Source organism: Oxalobacteraceae sp. CFBP 8761 (assembly GCA_014841595.1).
Classification (GTDB): domain Bacteria; phylum Pseudomonadota; class Gammaproteobacteria; order Burkholderiales; family Burkholderiaceae_D; genus Telluria.
Window position 1 is genome coordinate 208,806 of sequence record JACYUE010000004.1, and the last position, 16,044, is coordinate 224,849.

The following is a 16,044-nucleotide window of genomic DNA, read 5'->3' on the forward strand; positions in this document are numbered from 1 at the left end:
CGGGAGACCCGCCCACCCTACATAGTCGATTGTAGGATGGCCCGGTCTCCCGCCCACGCGGTGATCGTACTGGCTGGCTTAGACGCGTTCGATGATGCCCGCAGCGCCCATGCCGGCGCCGACGCACATCGTCACCATGCCGTACTTCAGGTTATTGCGACGCAGTGCGTGCACGACGGTCGCGGCGCGGATCGCACCGGTTGCGCCCAGCGGGTGACCCAGGGCGATCGCGCCGCCCAGCGGGTTGACCTTGCTGGTGTCCAGGCCCAGATCGCGGATCACGGCCAGCGCCTGCGCGGCGAAGGCTTCGTTCAGCTCGATCCAGTCCAGCTGGTCCTGCGTGATGCCAGCGGCGGCCAGCGCTGCAGGAATCGCGAACTTCGGACCGATGCCCATGATTTCCGGCGGCACGCCGCGCACGGCGAACGACGAAAACTTGGCCAGCGGCGTCAGATTGTGCTCGCGCAGGATTTTTTCGCTGACGACGATCAGGGCGCCGGCGCCATCCGACATCTGCGACGACGTGGCAGCCGTGACCGAACCCTTGGCGGCGAACACAGGCTTGAGTTTGCCCATGCTTTCCATGCTGGCGTCGGCGCGCGGGCCTTCGTCGGTGTCGACCGTGCGGGTCTTGACGTCGATCTGGCCGGTGGCCAGGTTCGGCGTGCGGGTGATGACCTCAACCGGCGTGATCTCGTCCTTGAAGTGGCCGGCCTGCTGCGCGGCGATCGCGCGGCGGTGCGATTCCAGGCCGAAGGCGTCCTGGTCTTCGCGCGAGATCTTCCACTGGTTGGCGACGTTCTCGGCCGTCAGGCCCATGCCGTAGGCCAGGCCCACGTTCTCGTCCTTGAACGTGTCCATGTTGATCGACGGGTGGTGGCCCATCATCGGCACCATCGACATCGATTCGACGCCGCCGGCGATCATCACGTCGGCTTCGCCCACACGGATGCGGTCGGCGGCCATCGCCAGTGCGGTGATGCCCGAGGCGCAGTAACGGTTGACCGTCACGCCGCCCACGGTGTTCGGCAGGCCAGCCAGCACCACCGAGTTACGGGCGATGTTGAAGCCCTGCTCGGCTTCCGGGAACGAGCAGCCGATGATCGCATCGATGATCAACGCCGGGTCCAGGTTCGGCACGGCTGCCATGGCGCCGCGGATCGCGTGCACCAGGAGGTCGTCCGGGCGGGTCTTGTTGAACATGCCGCGCGGCGCCTTGCCGATCGGGGTGCGGGTCGCTGCGACGATGTATGCGTCTTGAAGTTGTTTGCTCATGTCAGTGTCCTGTTCTGTCGACGCTTAGTTGCGCACTGGCTTGCCGGTCTGCATCATGCCCATGATGCGTTCCTGCGTTTTCGGATTGTTCAGCAGCGCCACGAAGGCTTTGCGCTCCAGGTCGAGGATCCACTGCTCGCTGACCACACTGCCCTGGTCGATGTCGCCGCCAGTGACGATCTCGGCGATGGTGTCGCCCAGCTGGTAGTCATAGGCCGAGATGAAGCCGCCGTCGCGCATATTGACCATCTGGCCGCGGATCGTGCCCCAGCCGTAACGGCCGGTGACCGGGAACGTGCGGCGCGCCGGTGCGCGGTAGCCAGCGTCGGCCATGGCGCGCGCCGTGGTTTTCGCCACGTGCAGCAGTTCGTAGGCGTTGAAGACAATCACGTCGTCTTCTTTCAGGTAACCCATGGCCTTGGCTTCCAGTGCCGACTTCGACACTTGCGCGGTGGCCGCGTTCATGAAACCGTTCTTCAGGAATTGCAGGATGTCGTTGCCCTTGGCTTCGGTTGCCGCGCGCAGCGCTGCTTCCTTCAGGCCGCCGCCGGCAGGCACCAGGCCCACGCCGACTTCGACCAGGCCAATGTACGACTCGATCGACGCGACACGCTTGCTGGCATGCAGCGCCAGTTCGCAGCCGCCGCCCAGCGCCAGACCAGCCACTGCAGCGACGACCGGCACGTTGGAGTACTTGAGCGCCATGAAGGTGTCCTGCAGCTCGCGCACGATCGGCTCCATCGCCTTCGCGCCGCCGGCCATGAAGGCTGGCAGGGCCGATTGCAGGTCGGCGCCGGCCGAGAACGCGCCGCCTTCGGCTGCGTCGGTGTTCCAGATCACGATGCCCTTGAAGCCGGCTTCGGCTTCTTTCAGCGCGCGCTGCAGGCCCTTGATGACGCCATCGCCGATGACGTGCATCTTGGTCTTGAGCGAGACGACCAGGACGTCGTCGTCCGAGTGCCACAGGCGCACGGATTCGTCTTCGAAGACGGTGGTGCCAGCGGTTTTCGGATCGGCGCCGCCCAGGCCCACGACCGGTGCGCGGAACTGCTGGCGCTTGTACACCGGCAGGTCCGACAGCGGCACATAGCCGCTCTTGGCAACCGAGTACGAACCTTCAGGCGTGTGCACGCCCTTCTCGGCGACCGAACCCTCGAACACCCAGGCTGGCAGCGGTGCGCTCGACAGCGCCTTGCCGGCGTCGATGTCTTCCTTGACCCACTGCGCGATCTGCGTCCAGCCGGCGCCCTGCCACGTTTCGAACGGGCCGACGCTCCAGCCGAAGCCCCAGCGCATCGCGAAGTCGATGTCGCGCGCGTTGTCGGCGATCGATTCAAGGTGGAACGCGATGTAGTGGAAGGCGTCGCGGAAGATCGCCCACAGGAACTGCGCCTGCGGGTTGGTCGATTCGCGCATGGCCTTGAACTTCTTGACCGGGTCTTTCTCTTTCAGGATGCGGCCAACGATGTCGGCTGCCTTGGCGCCGCCGGCGACGTATTCACCCGTGGCGAAGTCCAGGCGCTGGATCTCCTTGCCGACCTTCTTGTAGAAGCCGGCGCCGGATTTCTGGCCCAGTGCACCTTTTTCGATCAGCTTGGCCAGGATGTCCGGCGTCTTGTAGACGCTGAAGAACGGGTCGTCCTTCAGGTTGTCCTGCATGGTCTTGATCACATGGCCCATCGTGTCCAGGCCGACCACGTCCGCGGTGCGGAAGGTGCCCGACTTGGCGCGGCCCAGCTTGGCGCCGGTCAGGTCATCGACCACGTCCACCGACAGGCCGAATTTCTCGGCTTCGACGATCGTGGCCAGCATGCCGAAGATACCGACACGGTTGGCGATGAAGTTCGGGGTGTCTTTCGCGCGCACGACGCCCTTGCCCAGGGTCGAGGTCAGGAACGTTTCGAGCTGGTCCAGGATGTCAGGACGGGTGTCCGTGGTCGGGATCAGTTCGACCAGGTGCATGTAGCGCGGCGGGTTGAAGAAGTGCACGCCGCAGAAGCGGGCCTTCAGTTCGGCGTCGAAGCCTTCGGCCAGCTTGTTGATCGACAGGCCCGACGTGTTCGACGCGAAGATCGCGTTTGGCGCGATGTGCGGCGCGACCTTGGCGTACAGGTCGTGTTTCCAGTCCATGCGCTCGGCGATGGCTTCGATGATCAGGTCGCAACCGGCCAGCACGTCGAGGTTGTCCTCGTAGTTGGCCACTTCGATCAGGGCCGCGTCATCCTTGTTGCCCAGCGGGGCTGGCGAGAGCTTTTTCAGGTTCTCGATGGCGCGCAGGACGATGCCGTTCTTCGGGCCTTCCTTGGCCGGCAGGTCGAACAGCACGACTGGCACCTTGGCGTTCACGCAGTGGGCGGCGATTTGCGCGCCCATCACGCCAGCGCCCAGCACGGCGACTTTCTTGACGATGAAATTGGACATGTAAGATTTCCTTGTTGGGTTGGGCGTGATTGCTTAGAACAGGTCGGCGTCCAGCGCCGTCAGGTTCGCGGCGCCCGAGCGTGCCTGGCGGATCAGCATCGCGGTTTCCGGATACAGACGTGCGAAGTAGAAGCGGATCGTCGCCAGCTTCGATTCATAGAAGCGGTCGCCCGAATCGAGCTTGGCCAGTGCGATCTTGGCTTGCTGCGCGAACAGATAGCTGTAGACCAGGTGACCGGCCACGCGCAGGTAAGGCACGGCGGCGGCGCCCACTTCGTCCGGGTTCTGGAAGGCCTTCATGCCGATTTCCATCGTCAGCTTGGTGACCTTGTCGCCCAGCTCGCCCAGCGGCGTGACGAATTCGGACATGTTCTCGTCCAGGCCATTGTCTTCGACAAAGGTCTTGATCTTCTCGCCGAACTTGCGCAGCTTGGCGCCATTGTCCATCAGGATCTTGCGGCCCAGCAGATCCAGCGACTGGATCGTGTTGGTGCCTTCGTAGATCATGTTGATGCGCGCGTCGCGCACGTACTGCTCCATGCCCCATTCGGCGATGTAGCCGTGGCCGCCGTAGACCTGCATCGCTTCGGAGGTCGCGATCCAGCCATTGTCGGTGATGAAGGCCTTGATGATTGGCGTGAGCAGCGCGACTTCGTCTGCCGCTTCCTTGCGCACGTCTTCATCGGTGTGGTTCAGTTCGCGGTCGATCTGCAGCGCGACGTACGACGAGAACGCGCGGCCGCCTTCAGCGAACGCTTTTGCGGTCAGCAGCATGCGACGCACGTCCGGGTGCACGATGATCGGATCAGCTGGCTTGTCCGGTGCTTTCACGCCCGACAGGCTGCGCATCTGGATGCGGTCTTTTGCATAGGCCAGTGCATTCTGGTACGCCACTTCGGTCAGGCCGAGCGACTGCATGCCCACGCCCAGGCGGGCCGCGTTCATGAACACGAACATCGCCTGCAGGCCCTTGTGCGGCTGGCCGATCAGCGTGGCGCGTGCATTGTCCAGGTTCATCTGGCAGGTCGAGTTGCCGTGGATGCCCATCTTTTCTTCGATGGCGCCGCAGGCGATGCCATTGCGCTCGCCGATCGAGCCGTCTTCGTTCGGCATGAACTTCGGCACCAGGAACAGCGAGATGCCTTTCGAGCCTTCCGGTGCATCCGGCAGGCGCGCCAGCACCAGGTGGACGATGTTGTCCGAGATATCGTGTTCGCCGGCCGAGATGAAGATCTTCGAGCCGGTGATCAGGTAGGTGCCGTCGCCTTGCGGTTCAGCTTTCGAGCGCAGCAGGCCCAGGTCGGTGCCGCAGTGGGCTTCGGTCAGGCACATGGTGCCGGTCCATTCACCCGAGACGAGCTTTGGCAGGTACAGGCGTTTCTGGTCGTCGGTACCGTGCTCGAGCAGGCACTCGTAGGCGCCGTGCGACAGGCCCGGGTACATCGACCAGGCCTGGTTCGACGAATTGAGCATCTCGTAGAACGAGTTGTTCAGCGTGATCGGCAAGCCCTGGCCGCCATATTCGGGATCGCATGCCAGCGCAGCCCAGCCGCCTTCGACATACTGTTTATACGCCTGCTTGAAGCCCTTCGGCGTGGTCACGCTCTTGTCGGCAGCATTGAAGGTGCAGCCTTCGCGGTCGCCCGAGTGGTTCAGCGGGAACAGCACTTCTTGGGTGAATTTTGCACCTTCTTCGAGTACCTGGTTGATGATGTCGGTATCGATTTCCTGGTATTTCGGCAGATTCTTGAATTCTTCGGTGACATTGAGGAACTCGTGCAGAACGAACTGCATATCCCGGATTGGCGCGACGTACTGACCCATGGTTTTCTCCTGAAGAGTGTGACGATTGTTGGACGTGACAGGCGGCCTTATGCCGCCTGGTGGTCTTGCGATTGTTGGGAATTGCGGTAATTTTCGATCAGGCGTTCAAAGCCGGCCCGGGCCCGTTCGACGGCGCCCGGATTGCGCAGGAAACGCGCATCGTGGTGCAGCGCCAGGATCAGCCCGTGCATCTCGAACACCAGTTGCTCGGCATCGAAACCGGTGTGCAGGTGCCGCAGCTCGATCGCCTGCTCGACACTGCGCAGCAAGGCGCCCTGCCACGCGCGGACCATCGACACCAGCTCTTCGCGGATCGGGCCTTCGCGGTCGTCGTATTCGACGGCGCCACTGATATAGATGCACCCGGACGCGATCTCGACCGACACCCGCTTGACCCAGCGCGTGTACATCGCCACCAGGCGCGGCAGGCCGCGGGTTTCCTTGATGCTCGGGTAAAAGACCTCTTGCTCGAATCGGTGGTGGTACAGCTTGACCACCTCGAGCTGCAGGTCTTCGCGCGAACCGAAGTGCGCGAACACGCCGGACTTGCTCATGCTCATCCGGTCGGCCAGCAGGCCGATCGTCAAGCCTTCGAGGCCGTTGCGGCTGGCGAGTTCGAGCGCGACGTCGAGAATTGCCGCCCGCGTCTGCTCGCCCTTGCGCATGAATTTTGCTGAAGTACTGATAGCTTCCCCTGGTCTCGAAAAAATCCGAACGCTCGTACTATTATCTATCGGGCCTGGAATGTCAAACGGGAACTTAGAGGTGCGGTTCTATTGATGAAAAACAACCCGCGACACCCGGAGAAAGCGCCTTTTACTGACGGCCCGGCTTGCAGGCGAGCGGCAGAAAACAGTTGTTTCATCTGCTAAAGGTACAGCATTTTCGGGGTGACCGGTGCGTCATTTACGAGCACGGCGCACCCGTTTGCAGCTTGACTGTTACCATTAATAATCCAGCAACATTCAGCGCGCCGACGAAAGGTCCACAGCATGAGCAGCAACGATCAGAATCAACAGGTCGTCGAACCCGACGACAGCGCGCTGCAAGTGGCAATTCGCGCTTTCTCGCTGCAGGAAGGTGGCACCGAACCCGCTCAGGCAGCGGCAGCAGGCGCGGATTCGATGCAGCATTTCCTGGTGCTGATCGGCCACGCCAGTGCACGGCTGGACAGCGGCGCGACGGCAGAGGACGCAATTGCCGACCTGGTCCGGCGCGGGCTGGACCGGGACACGGCGCAGGTCGTCGTCGACAAGGCCGTCGATGTCGTCGCGTCGAACCGGGCGCTGGAAAGTGCGCCACCCGCACAGCAGGTGCGCGCAAGATCGAGCAAGAGTATCCGGGTCTTCGCCATCGTGCTGGTGGTCGTCGCGCTGGTCGTGGCCTTGCTGGTCATGCGATAGCGCCCGCCACGTCTATTCGCCCGCCTGCTCCATCGCGCGGCGATCGCGCTTGGTCGGCCGCCCCTTGATTTCCAGGCTCGGTTCCGGATACAGGCGCCGCGCGACTTTGTCGAGTTCGCGCTTGGCGATGCTCTCGTCGGTTTCGAAATACAGCGTGCGCGCCACCGGGGCACCGCCGCGCGCGCCTGAAATGGCCGCGACGATGATTTCCCAGCGATCCGAGCCGTTATCGATCAGCATCTTGTCGTTGATCTTGACCGTGCGCGCCGGCTTGACCGGCTCGCCGTCGATCCGCACCCGGCCCCGCTCCACCGCATCCTGGGCCAGCGAGCGTGTCTTGAAAAAGCGTGCTGCCCACAGCCATTTGTCCAGTCGGACGTTCTCTTTGTCTTTGTCCATCGTTATCCCTTATTACGCATACCCGATGGCGCACACGCGCATCACCAGTTTATAGCCGACATACGCGCAGCCGTTGACGGCGCGGCGCAGCCAGCCGATGTCGGCAAATTCCTGCGGACAGACTTCGACCCCGTCCGCGATGCCCCGTTCGATGTGCGCGCGCATCGACGCGGCAAAGACCGGATCGTCGACGACGATATTGGCTTCCTGGTTTACGAACAGCGACAAACCGTCGCAGTTGCTCGAGCCGACCGTGGCCCAGTGGTCGTCCGCCACCGCCACCTTGGCATGCAGTTGTGTCCTGCGGTACTCGACCACGCGGATGCCATCGGCCAGCAGTTTCGGATAGAACGATTGCGCCACCGCGTCCTGGATCGCGAACTCCCCCACCCCGATCAAGAGCGTGACGGCGACGCCGCGCTGCGCTGCATGCGCGAGCGCCTGGCGAAACTTGCGGCCCGGCGCGAAATATGGGGTGGCTAGCAGCACGCTGTGGCGCGCGTGGCCCAGCGCCTGCAGATAGGCGCGCTGGATCGTGGTGCGGTTGCGCAGGTTGTCGCGCACGACGAAGGCGGCGCGCGCGGGACTGGCGCACGACGGTGCCGGCTGCTTGCGCATTTCGCGGAACAGTTCCAGGCGCTTGCGCAGCCGCAGGCGGCCCGTACGGGTCCACTGCCCTTGCGCCTCGTGGTGAATTTGCGCCACGAGCGGGCCGCGCACCCGCACCGTGAAATCCCAGCGCGGCGCCGGCAGGCGACGGCCGTCGGCGTGGTCGCACAGCCAGTCGTCGTTGACATTGATGCCACCGACAAACGCAACCTCGCGGTCGATCACGGTAATCTTGCGGTGCGAGCGGGCGATGCCGCGCTTGCACAGCGGATTGAACACCCGGTACTGGGCGCCGGCCTGGGTCAGCACCTGGCCCAGCCGGGAGGTGACGCGGTGGCCGGTGCCGAACCAGTCGACCAGTACCCGCACCTTCACGCCGCGTTTGGCGGCGCGCGCGAGCGCATCGCGCACGGCATCGCCTGTTTCGTCTTCGGCAAAAATATAGGTTTCGAACAGGACTTCGTGGCGGGCAGCGTCGAGCGCGACAATCAGCGCCGGGAAGAACGCAACGCCGCTCTCCAATAGCGTGATGTCGTTATTGTCGACGAAGGTGACGCTGCGCATGGCCTCAGGCCAGCTCGAGTTCCGCCACGATCGGTGCGTGGTCGGACAGCTTGGCCCACAGGGCCCCGTGCATCACTTGCGCCGAGTTGACCTTGAAGCCGCGCACGTAGATGCGGTCCAGGCGGAACCACGGCAGCATCGCCGGGAACGTGCGCGCCGGCGCCAGGCGCGGCTTGCGCCCAGCCCAGCTGCGCACCATGTCGCCCATCGGCGAACGCGGCCCCAGCTCGTCGAACACTTCGCACACGCCCAGGCCGGCGCGCAGCTTGTCGCTCAGGGTATTGCGCCAGTCGTTGAAGTCGCCCGCGATGATGACCGGCTCGCCGTTCGGCGCCGACGAATTGACGGCGTCGATCAGCGACTGCGTCTGGCGCCCGCGCCCGCCTTCAAACAGGCCCAGGTGCACGACATAGCAGTGCACCGGACACTCGGGCGTACCCAGCACGCAGTGCAGGATGCCGCGCTGCTCGTAGGCATGGTCCGAGACATCGTGGTTGTGCGAGTTTTCGATCGGGTAGGTACTGAGCAGTGCATTGCCGTGGTGACCGTGGTCGTAGACCGCGTTCATGCCATAGGCCGTGTGGTGCAGGTCGGAGGCGAAGTAATCGTACTGGGCGGTTTCGGGCCAGTGGCGATGGCCACGGTCTTCCTTGCCGAAGCGTGCCTGGTGCCGGTCGTGCCGGCCCTGGACTTCTTGCAGGAAGACGACGTTGGCGTCGAATTCAGCGATCGCTTTCTTCAGTGCGATCACGCGGGGCGTGCTGCGCAGGGAGGAGACGCCCTTGTGAATGTTGTAGGTAGCCACACGAATTTTCATGGGAACATTCTACCCGGATCGGACTGCCGTTCTCGTGAAACGGACCCAATCGTGCGCTTATTAAAGCGCTGGCGCGTTCGGCAGGTTGCCAGCTCTCGCACTCTTTTTAGAAACCAACAGTAACAAACTGCCTTCAGGCGATCGCGTGCGCCTGGTCGTACACCGCTTCGTGACCCGAGACGATCATGCGGCGCGGGCGGTGTGCAGCCGCCTCATCTTTTTGGGCGCGGGGCGCCATCGGGCCACACAAACGCAAGCCATCCATCAGGTCGATATAGATGCAATCGTCGCCGAGTGTGATTGCTTTTACTTTCTTGTCGCTATTCAGTTTGAAGTTATCCATTTTTCTCTCAGAATCATCCACTTAAAAGTTGCACATCAAAAATTCACACTGGGTGAACTATTGACCTTAGACTACTGATTTCTGACTGTCAACCGTGGAATATATGGTGCCCGTCCGTTGGTAACCATATTTAATTCATTCGCGAAAGGTGTCACCAAGTGTCTCGAAATGTATCTTCATAGGAGAACTCCTACTTTTTCGTGCGTATGTGAGCGCCAGCGAACAGAGCCAAATTAAAAAAAGCACTCACGTACTTTTGCTGTAAAACGTCATTTTATTGCTTCGTATGAGCGATATTCAATGATGATTTACTGCAAATATGCTTCTTTTAAGAAATTTTATTTGCTTTGAGGATCAGAGGCGAGCTGGCGTGGCAGTTGCAGGATGGCTTCGGCATTCGAGGCCGAAAAGCATCGATCAGCTGCTTCCAGGTAAGGCAGCCAGGCGTGGGCGATGTGCTCGCGTGGACTGAGGATGATGGGGATGTCGCGCGGCACGCAGACAGAAAACACGTGCTCGGTGTTCTGCGTCACGCCGGGGGCGTAGCGATGGCGCCAGAGGGGATAGATCTCGTAGATATTGGCTAACTGCCAGTCACACAGGGCGATCTGCTTCCCGTCGGCCCGGATGCCGGTTTCTTCGAACAGTTCGCGCGCTGCCGTTTCCAGCAGCGGCTCGTCGAGCCGGTCGAGCGAGCCGGTAACCGATTGCCAGAAGCCCGGCTGACCGGCGCGCTCGATCACCAGCACATCCAGGTCAGACGTGTGGATGACGACCAGCACCGATTCAGGGATCTTGTAGGCTTCCATGACAGGAAGAGCGGGGTTGGCAGCCAGGCCACCTCCCCCGCCCGCCATTACGCGACCTTTGGCTCGTTACGCAGGCGGATGTGCAGCTCTTTCAATTGCTTCTCGTCGACTTCGGACGGTGCATTGGTCAGCAAGCACTGCGCGCGCTGCGTTTTCGGGAACGCGATCACGTCGCGGATCGACTCGGAGCCGGTCATCAGCGTGATCAGGCGATCCAGGCCGAAGGCCAGGCCACCGTGCGGTGGCGCGCCGTATTGCAGCGCATCCAGCAGGAAGCCAAACTTGAGCTGGGCTTCTTCGGCGTCGATCTTCAGCGCGCGGAACACCTTGCTCTGGACTTCTTCGCGGTGGATACGGATCGAACCGCCGCCCAGCTCCCAGCCATTCAGGACCATATCGTAGGCCTTGGCGATGCAGGCACCCGGATTGGTTTCGAGCATGTCTTCGTGGCCGTCTTTCGGGGCCGTGAACGGGTGGTGGGTCGCGGTCCAGCGATCGCCGTCTTCGTCGTACTCGAACATCGGGAAATCGATCACCCACAGCGGCGACCAGACGTCGTCGAACAGGCCGGCCTTCTTGCCGAATTCCGAGTGACCGATCTTCACGCGCAGCGCGCCCAGGGCATCGTTGACGACCTTGGCCTTGTCGGCGCCGAAGAAGATCAGGTCGCCGTCCTGCGCGCCCGTCAGTTCCAGCACTTGCGCCAGTACTTCGTCGGACAGGTTCTTGACGATTGGCGACTGCAGGCCGTCACGGCCCTTGGCTTTCTCGTTGACCTTGATATAGGCCAGGCCACGGGCGCCGTAGATCGCGACGAACTGGGTGTACGCGTCGATTTCCGAACGTGGCATCGAGCCGCCCTGCGGCACGCGCATGCCGACCACGCGGCCGTTTGGCAGGTTGGCGGCGCTGTTGAACACCTTGAACTCGACCGTCTTCATCAGCTCGGTCAGTTCGGTGAATTCGAGCTTGACGCGCATGTCCGGCTTGTCCGAACCGTACATCGCCATCGCGGTGGCAAAGTCCATCACCGGGAACGGGTTCGGCAGTTCGATGCCGGTCGTGTTCTTGAACACGACGCGCATCATTTCTTCGAACATGTCGCGGATCTCTTGTTCGGTCAGGAACGAGGTTTCGCAGTCGATCTGGGTGAATTCAGGCTGGCGGTCAGCGCGCAGGTCTTCGTCGCGGAAGCACTTGGTGATCTGGTAGTAGCGATCGAAGTTGGCGACCATCAGCAGCTGCTTGAACAGCTGCGGCGACTGCGGCAGTGCAAAGAAGTTGCCCGCGTTGACACGCGACGGCACCAGGTAGTCGCGCGCGCCTTCCGGGGTCGACTTGGTCAGCATCGGGGTTTCGATGTCGATGAAGCCCAGGTTGTCGAGGTACTTGCGCACTTCCATCGAGACCTTGTAGCGCAGCTTCAGGTTGTGCTGCATCTGGCCGCGGCGCAGGTCGAGCACGCGGTGCGTCAGGCGGGTGGTTTCCGACAGGTTGTCGTCGTCCAGTTGGAACGGCACCGGCACCGAGGCGTTGAGCACTTCGACTTCGGTCGCGGTGACTTCGATCTTGCCCGAGGCCAGGTTGGCGTTGACGGTACCGGCCAGACGGTTGGTCACGGTGCCGACGATGCGCAGGCAATACTCATTACGCACGTGCTCGGCTGCCTTGAAGACGGCGGCGTTGTCCGGATGGCAGACCACCTGCACCAGGCCTTCGCGGTCGCGCAGGTCGATGAAGATCACTCCGCCGTGGTCGCGGCGGCGGTGCACCCAGCCGCACAGGCTGACGGTTTGGCCCAGCAGTTCCTCGGTGACGAGGCCGCAGTAATTGGTACGCATGGTGGACATAGTTTTCGTTCCAGGTTGATTGATTTGTCGGCGCCGCCATCGCAGGCGGCCCAGATTCTGTGATGCGTTATTTGACTGCCGCAGGATTGGCGGCGCCGAGCGGCACGTGGCTCGGTGCGACCACGCCCATCGAGACGATGTACTTGAGCGCCGCGTCGACGGTCATGTCGAGTTCTTTCACGCGGCTGCGTTCCATCATCAGGAAAAAGCCCGAGGTGGGGTTTGGCGTCGTGGGCACGTACACGCTCACGAAGTCGCCCACCAGGTGGTTGGTCACGTCGCCGCCCGGCACGCCGGTCAGAAACGCGATCGTATACGAGTCGGCGTGCGGATACGGGATCAGCACCGCCTGGCGGAAGGCATTGCCGGACGACGAGAACAGCGTGTCGGACACCTGCTTGACGCTGCCGTACAGCGAGCTGACCACCGGCACGCGCTTGAGCAGGCGCTCGCCCACGCGCACGATGTACTTGCCGACCAGGTTGTTGGTCAGCAGGCCCGTGACGAACACGATCGCCAGCGTCAGCACCGCGCCGATGCCCGGCACGTCCATGCCGATGAACTGGCGCGGCTGCCAGGCGGCCGGCACGAACATCAGCGACTGGTCGAGCGTGCTGATGATCAGGCTCAGGACCCAGGCGGTGATTGCCAGGGGCACCAGCACCAGCAGGCCGGTGATGAAATATTTACGCATCGGATATCCCGTTATTCTTGTTGGCGCGGCGCAGGGACGCGCCGGGCTCAGGTGCTGCTCTTGTCGCCGCCACCGCTGGTGCTGCCACCGCTGTTGCCACCGCTGCTGCCCGTGGCAGGCGCAGCAGGCGCTGGCGTGGCCGATGCAGCTGCGGCAGCCGGCGCGGCCGCTGCGCCTGCGTCAGCGCCGCCCGTGCCCGCGGCCGTACCGGTGGCAGGCGGCGTGCCGCCACGGAAATCGGTCACGTACCAGCCCGAGCCCTTGAGCTGGAAACCGGCCGCAGTCACCTGCTTCTTGAACGATGGCTTGGCGCAGGACGGGCAGACGGTCAGGACCGGATCCGATATCTTTTGCAGTACATCTTTGGAAAAACCGCATTCTTCGCAGCGATAGGCATAAATCGGCATTCTGGTGCTCCGCAAAAATCTTCAAAACCCTGAATTATAAAGCTTTTGCCGCAGCATTTACGGCATTGCGGCGGCCCGGGTACAAGACAGCGCCGCATTCGGCAAATGGCAGCAGCGTCGTGTTGTTTTTCACCACGTCAACAGGCGAACTGTTTGCTCGTGCTCAGCATCGGTGATTTAATACGGCTTCTTTACCGGATGTTGGTCGCAGGAAAGCTCTGCCACTGCGAGAACACAAGAAACAGAAGGCTGCGAGATGTTCGTATCAGCGCAGCCCATAAAAGAACACAGCTTATCAAGCCCGCTCACGCGGGCTTTTTTCTTGGCCGCGCGTCAGAGGAAGTACAGCGCCGCCAGCGCGGTGCAGGCGCCCGTCGCGAGCAAGGTCAGGAACGTCAGCATGCGATTGGTGCGGCGCTGTTCCACCACCAGCATCGCCATCATCTCGCTGTTGGCGATGTGCGGATGGTGGCCTTTCGACTCGCGCTCCAGCGCCTGGTGCACGAGGCGCGGCAGTTGCGGGAAGATCTGGGCATAGCGCGGCGCTTCGGCCTTCAGGCGCTCGACCAGCCCCTGCCAGCCCACCTGCTCGGCCATCCAGCGCTCCAGGTACGGCTTGGCCGTCTTCCACAAGTCCAGGTCCGGGTCGAGCTGACGGCCCAGGCCTTCGATATTGAGCAGCGTCTTTTGCAGCAGCACCAGTTGCGGCTGCACTTCGACATTGAAGCGGCGCGAGGTCTGGAACAGGCGCAGCAGGATCTGGCCGAACGAGATGTCTTTCAGGGGCCGGTCGAAGATCGGTTCGCAGCAGGCACGCACGGCCGCTTCGAGTTCGTCCACGCGCGTGCTCGGCGGCGCCCAGCCCGATTCGATGTGGGCCTCGGCCACGCGCTTGTAGTCGCGCTGGAAGAAGGCGAGGAAGTTCTGCGACAGGTAATCCTTGTCGAAGTCGGTCAGCGTGCCGACGATGCCGAAGTCGAGCGCGATGTAGCGACCCAGCGTTTCGGGCGCGGTCGAGACCAGGATATTCCCGGGGTGCATGTCGGCGTGGAAGAAACCGTCACGGAATACCTGCGTGAAGAAAATCTCCACGCCATCACGCGACAGCTTCTTGAGGTCGACGCCGGCGGCGGCCAGGCGATCGATCTGCGACACCGGCAAGCCGTGCATGCGCTCCATGACGATCACGCTGCTCGAGCAATAGTCCCAGTACATCTCAGGCACCATCAGCAGCGTCGAATCGGCAAAGTTGCGGCGCAGCTGGCTGGCGTTGGCGGCCTCGCGCATCAGGTCGAGCTCGTCGTGCAGATATTTGTCGAATTCAGCGACGACTTCGCGCGGCTTCAGGCGCCGTGCCTCGCTCCAGACTTTTTCGATCAGGTTCGCAGCCATGCGCATCAGCGCCATGTCCTCGTCGATCAGCTTCTTCATGCCCGGACGCAGCACCTTGACGGCGACTTCCTTGCCGTTCTTGAGCGTGGCGAAGTGCACCTGGGCGATCGACGCCGAGGCGATCGGCTCGCGCTCGAAGTGGGCGAACAGCTGGTCGGGATGGGTGCCGAGCGAACGCGTGATCTGCGCCACCGCCAGGTCGGAGCCGAATGGTGGCACCCGATCCTGCAGCATGGCGAGCTCATCGGCGATATCGGGCGGCACCAGGTCGCGCCGGGTCGACAGCACTTGGCCGAATTTCACGAAGATCGGGCCCAGTTCTTCGAGCGCCTGGCGCAGCCGCACGGCGCGCGGCGACGTGATCGTGCGCCAGAAGAAGAACGTGTTCATCAGGCGCGCGGTGCGCGGAGCGTTGATGCTGGTGACGGCGATTTCGTCCAGGCCGTACTTGGTAAAGACGGTGAGAATGCGCAGCAGGCGCAGGAATTTCAATATCATCGACGATCCGGATTCTGGTCTGCGCTTACAGCAAAGGTGGAAGAAGGTTTGGCAGTGCTGCGCTGGGCCAGCGCCTGTTCAAGCCGTGCAATGCGCTTGGCGCTGCGCTCGACGTCGTCGCGCAGGCGCACGACATCGGCGGCAAAGGCGTCGCGCTGGGCGGGCCGCACCAGCACCGGCCGTTCATCGGCCAGGAATTCAGCGAGGTTCTCGGCCAGGCGGCGCCCTGCTTCGCCCAGGCCACTGACGGTGCGGCGGGCGCCCTGATGCAGACGGTAGGCGGCCACTGGCCCGACGACACGCTCGAGGTCGTACTCGGCATCCCAGCGCAGGCCGTTGGCCAGTTGTGAAATCACATTGGCAAATTCGGCATCGCCTTCGATCTTCACATACGACAGCGCGCGCGTGCGGTCTTGCGCGATCAGCGGCAGGTCGGCCGGCTTGATGCGGATGGTGACGTTGGCCGGTGCTGCATCCTGACTGGCCTCGAACAGGCCGTCAGGCGCCACCAGCACGCGCAGCTGGGCCACGCCGGCATCGATGCATGCCTGCTTGCCGGCATGACGCGCGAGCGCGGCCCGGGCCCAGGCTTCCTGGGCCAGCAGGTGATTGATCGCGGCAACGGCAGGCACGGTCAGCGCATGCTGTGGTGACAAGGTCGACAGGGATGGAAGATTCGGAAACATGGCGGGACTACCCTCAAAAAACAAAACCGCCCGGAGTGATTCGGGCGGTTTTG

Annotated in this window: 15 protein-coding genes; 1 reads left to right on the forward strand and 14 read right to left on the reverse strand. The window is 62.8% G+C overall.

Annotated elements, in window-relative coordinates; genetic code table 11:
• Window positions 1–78: 78 nt before the first annotated feature.
• From IFU00_20485 to IFU00_20500, 4 genes are read right to left on the reverse strand one after another with little or no spacing between them, the layout of a single operon-like run.
• Window positions 79–1,275 (reverse strand): acetyl-CoA C-acyltransferase, encoded by a 1,197-nt coding sequence (locus tag IFU00_20485; protein MBD8544660.1) that lies wholly within the window; start codon window positions 1,273–1,275, stop codon window positions 79–81.
• Between the two features lie 24 nt (window positions 1,276–1,299).
• Complete coding sequence (locus tag IFU00_20490) at window positions 1,300–3,696, reverse strand: 3-hydroxyacyl-CoA dehydrogenase/enoyl-CoA hydratase family protein (GenBank protein ID MBD8544661.1); 2,397 nt, start codon at window positions 3,694–3,696, stop codon at window positions 1,300–1,302.
• A 33-nt stretch (window positions 3,697–3,729) separates the two neighbouring features.
• Entirely contained in the window at window positions 3,730–5,520 is a 1,791-nt protein-coding gene (locus tag IFU00_20495) for an acyl-CoA dehydrogenase C-terminal domain-containing protein (protein MBD8544662.1), read from the reverse strand.
• A 47-nt stretch (window positions 5,521–5,567) separates the two neighbouring features.
• Window positions 5,568–6,185 carry a TetR/AcrR family transcriptional regulator gene (locus IFU00_20500; protein ID MBD8544663.1) on the reverse strand — a complete coding sequence of 206 codons (618 nt, stop codon included), beginning with the start codon at window positions 6,183–6,185 and terminating at the stop codon, window positions 5,568–5,570.
• Between the two features lie 327 nt (window positions 6,186–6,512).
• Between IFU00_20500 and IFU00_20505 the strand changes: the two genes are divergently transcribed.
• A complete protein-coding gene (locus IFU00_20505) occupies window positions 6,513–6,923 on the forward strand; it encodes a hypothetical protein (protein MBD8544664.1) in 411 nt (136 codons plus the stop codon).
• A gap of 12 nt (window positions 6,924–6,935) precedes the next feature.
• Here IFU00_20505 and IFU00_20510 read toward each other — a convergent pair whose 3' ends face one another.
• The 10 genes from IFU00_20510 to IFU00_20555 all read right to left on the reverse strand — a co-directional run bounded on the left by IFU00_20510 (window position 6,936) and on the right by IFU00_20555 (window position 15,991).
• Window positions 6,936–7,322: an RNA-binding S4 domain-containing protein gene (locus tag IFU00_20510; GenBank protein ID MBD8544665.1), complete on the reverse strand. Its 387-nt coding sequence runs from the start codon at window positions 7,320–7,322 to the stop codon at window positions 6,936–6,938.
• 12 nt (window positions 7,323–7,334) lie between these two features.
• Window positions 7,335–8,495 carry a cardiolipin synthase ClsB gene (clsB, locus tag IFU00_20515; protein MBD8544666.1) on the reverse strand — a complete coding sequence of 387 codons (1,161 nt, stop codon included), beginning with the start codon at window positions 8,493–8,495 and terminating at the stop codon, window positions 7,335–7,337.
• 4 nt (window positions 8,496–8,499) lie between these two features.
• Complete coding sequence (locus tag IFU00_20520) at window positions 8,500–9,312, reverse strand: endonuclease/exonuclease/phosphatase family protein (protein MBD8544667.1); 813 nt, start codon at window positions 9,310–9,312, stop codon at window positions 8,500–8,502.
• Window positions 9,313–9,445: 133 nt separating this feature from the next.
• Window positions 9,446–9,655 carry a hypothetical protein gene (locus tag IFU00_20525; protein ID MBD8544668.1) on the reverse strand — a complete coding sequence of 70 codons (210 nt, stop codon included), beginning with the start codon at window positions 9,653–9,655 and terminating at the stop codon, window positions 9,446–9,448.
• A 338-nt stretch (window positions 9,656–9,993) separates the two neighbouring features.
• A complete protein-coding gene (nudB, locus tag IFU00_20530; GenBank protein MBD8544669.1) occupies window positions 9,994–10,464 on the reverse strand; it encodes a dihydroneopterin triphosphate diphosphatase in 471 nt (156 codons plus the stop codon).
• Window positions 10,465–10,511: 47 nt separating this feature from the next.
• Window positions 10,512–12,305 (reverse strand): aspartate--tRNA ligase, encoded by a 1,794-nt coding sequence (gene aspS / locus IFU00_20535; GenBank protein ID MBD8544670.1) that lies wholly within the window; start codon window positions 12,303–12,305, stop codon window positions 10,512–10,514.
• Between the two features lie 76 nt (window positions 12,306–12,381).
• A complete protein-coding gene (locus IFU00_20540; protein MBD8544671.1) occupies window positions 12,382–13,008 on the reverse strand; it encodes a DUF502 domain-containing protein in 627 nt (208 codons plus the stop codon).
• Between the two features lie 47 nt (window positions 13,009–13,055).
• A complete protein-coding gene (locus IFU00_20545; GenBank protein MBD8544672.1) occupies window positions 13,056–13,415 on the reverse strand; it encodes a zinc ribbon domain-containing protein in 360 nt (119 codons plus the stop codon).
• A gap of 333 nt (window positions 13,416–13,748) precedes the next feature.
• Window positions 13,749–15,305 (reverse strand): ubiquinone biosynthesis regulatory protein kinase UbiB, encoded by a 1,557-nt coding sequence (ubiB, locus tag IFU00_20550; GenBank protein MBD8544673.1) that lies wholly within the window; start codon window positions 15,303–15,305, stop codon window positions 13,749–13,751.
• Window positions 15,302–15,991: an SCP2 sterol-binding domain-containing protein gene (locus IFU00_20555; GenBank protein MBD8544674.1), complete on the reverse strand. Its 690-nt coding sequence runs from the start codon at window positions 15,989–15,991 to the stop codon at window positions 15,302–15,304. The genes ubiB and IFU00_20555 overlap by 4 nt, the downstream gene beginning before the upstream one ends.
• Window positions 15,992–16,044: the final 53 nt, after the last annotated feature.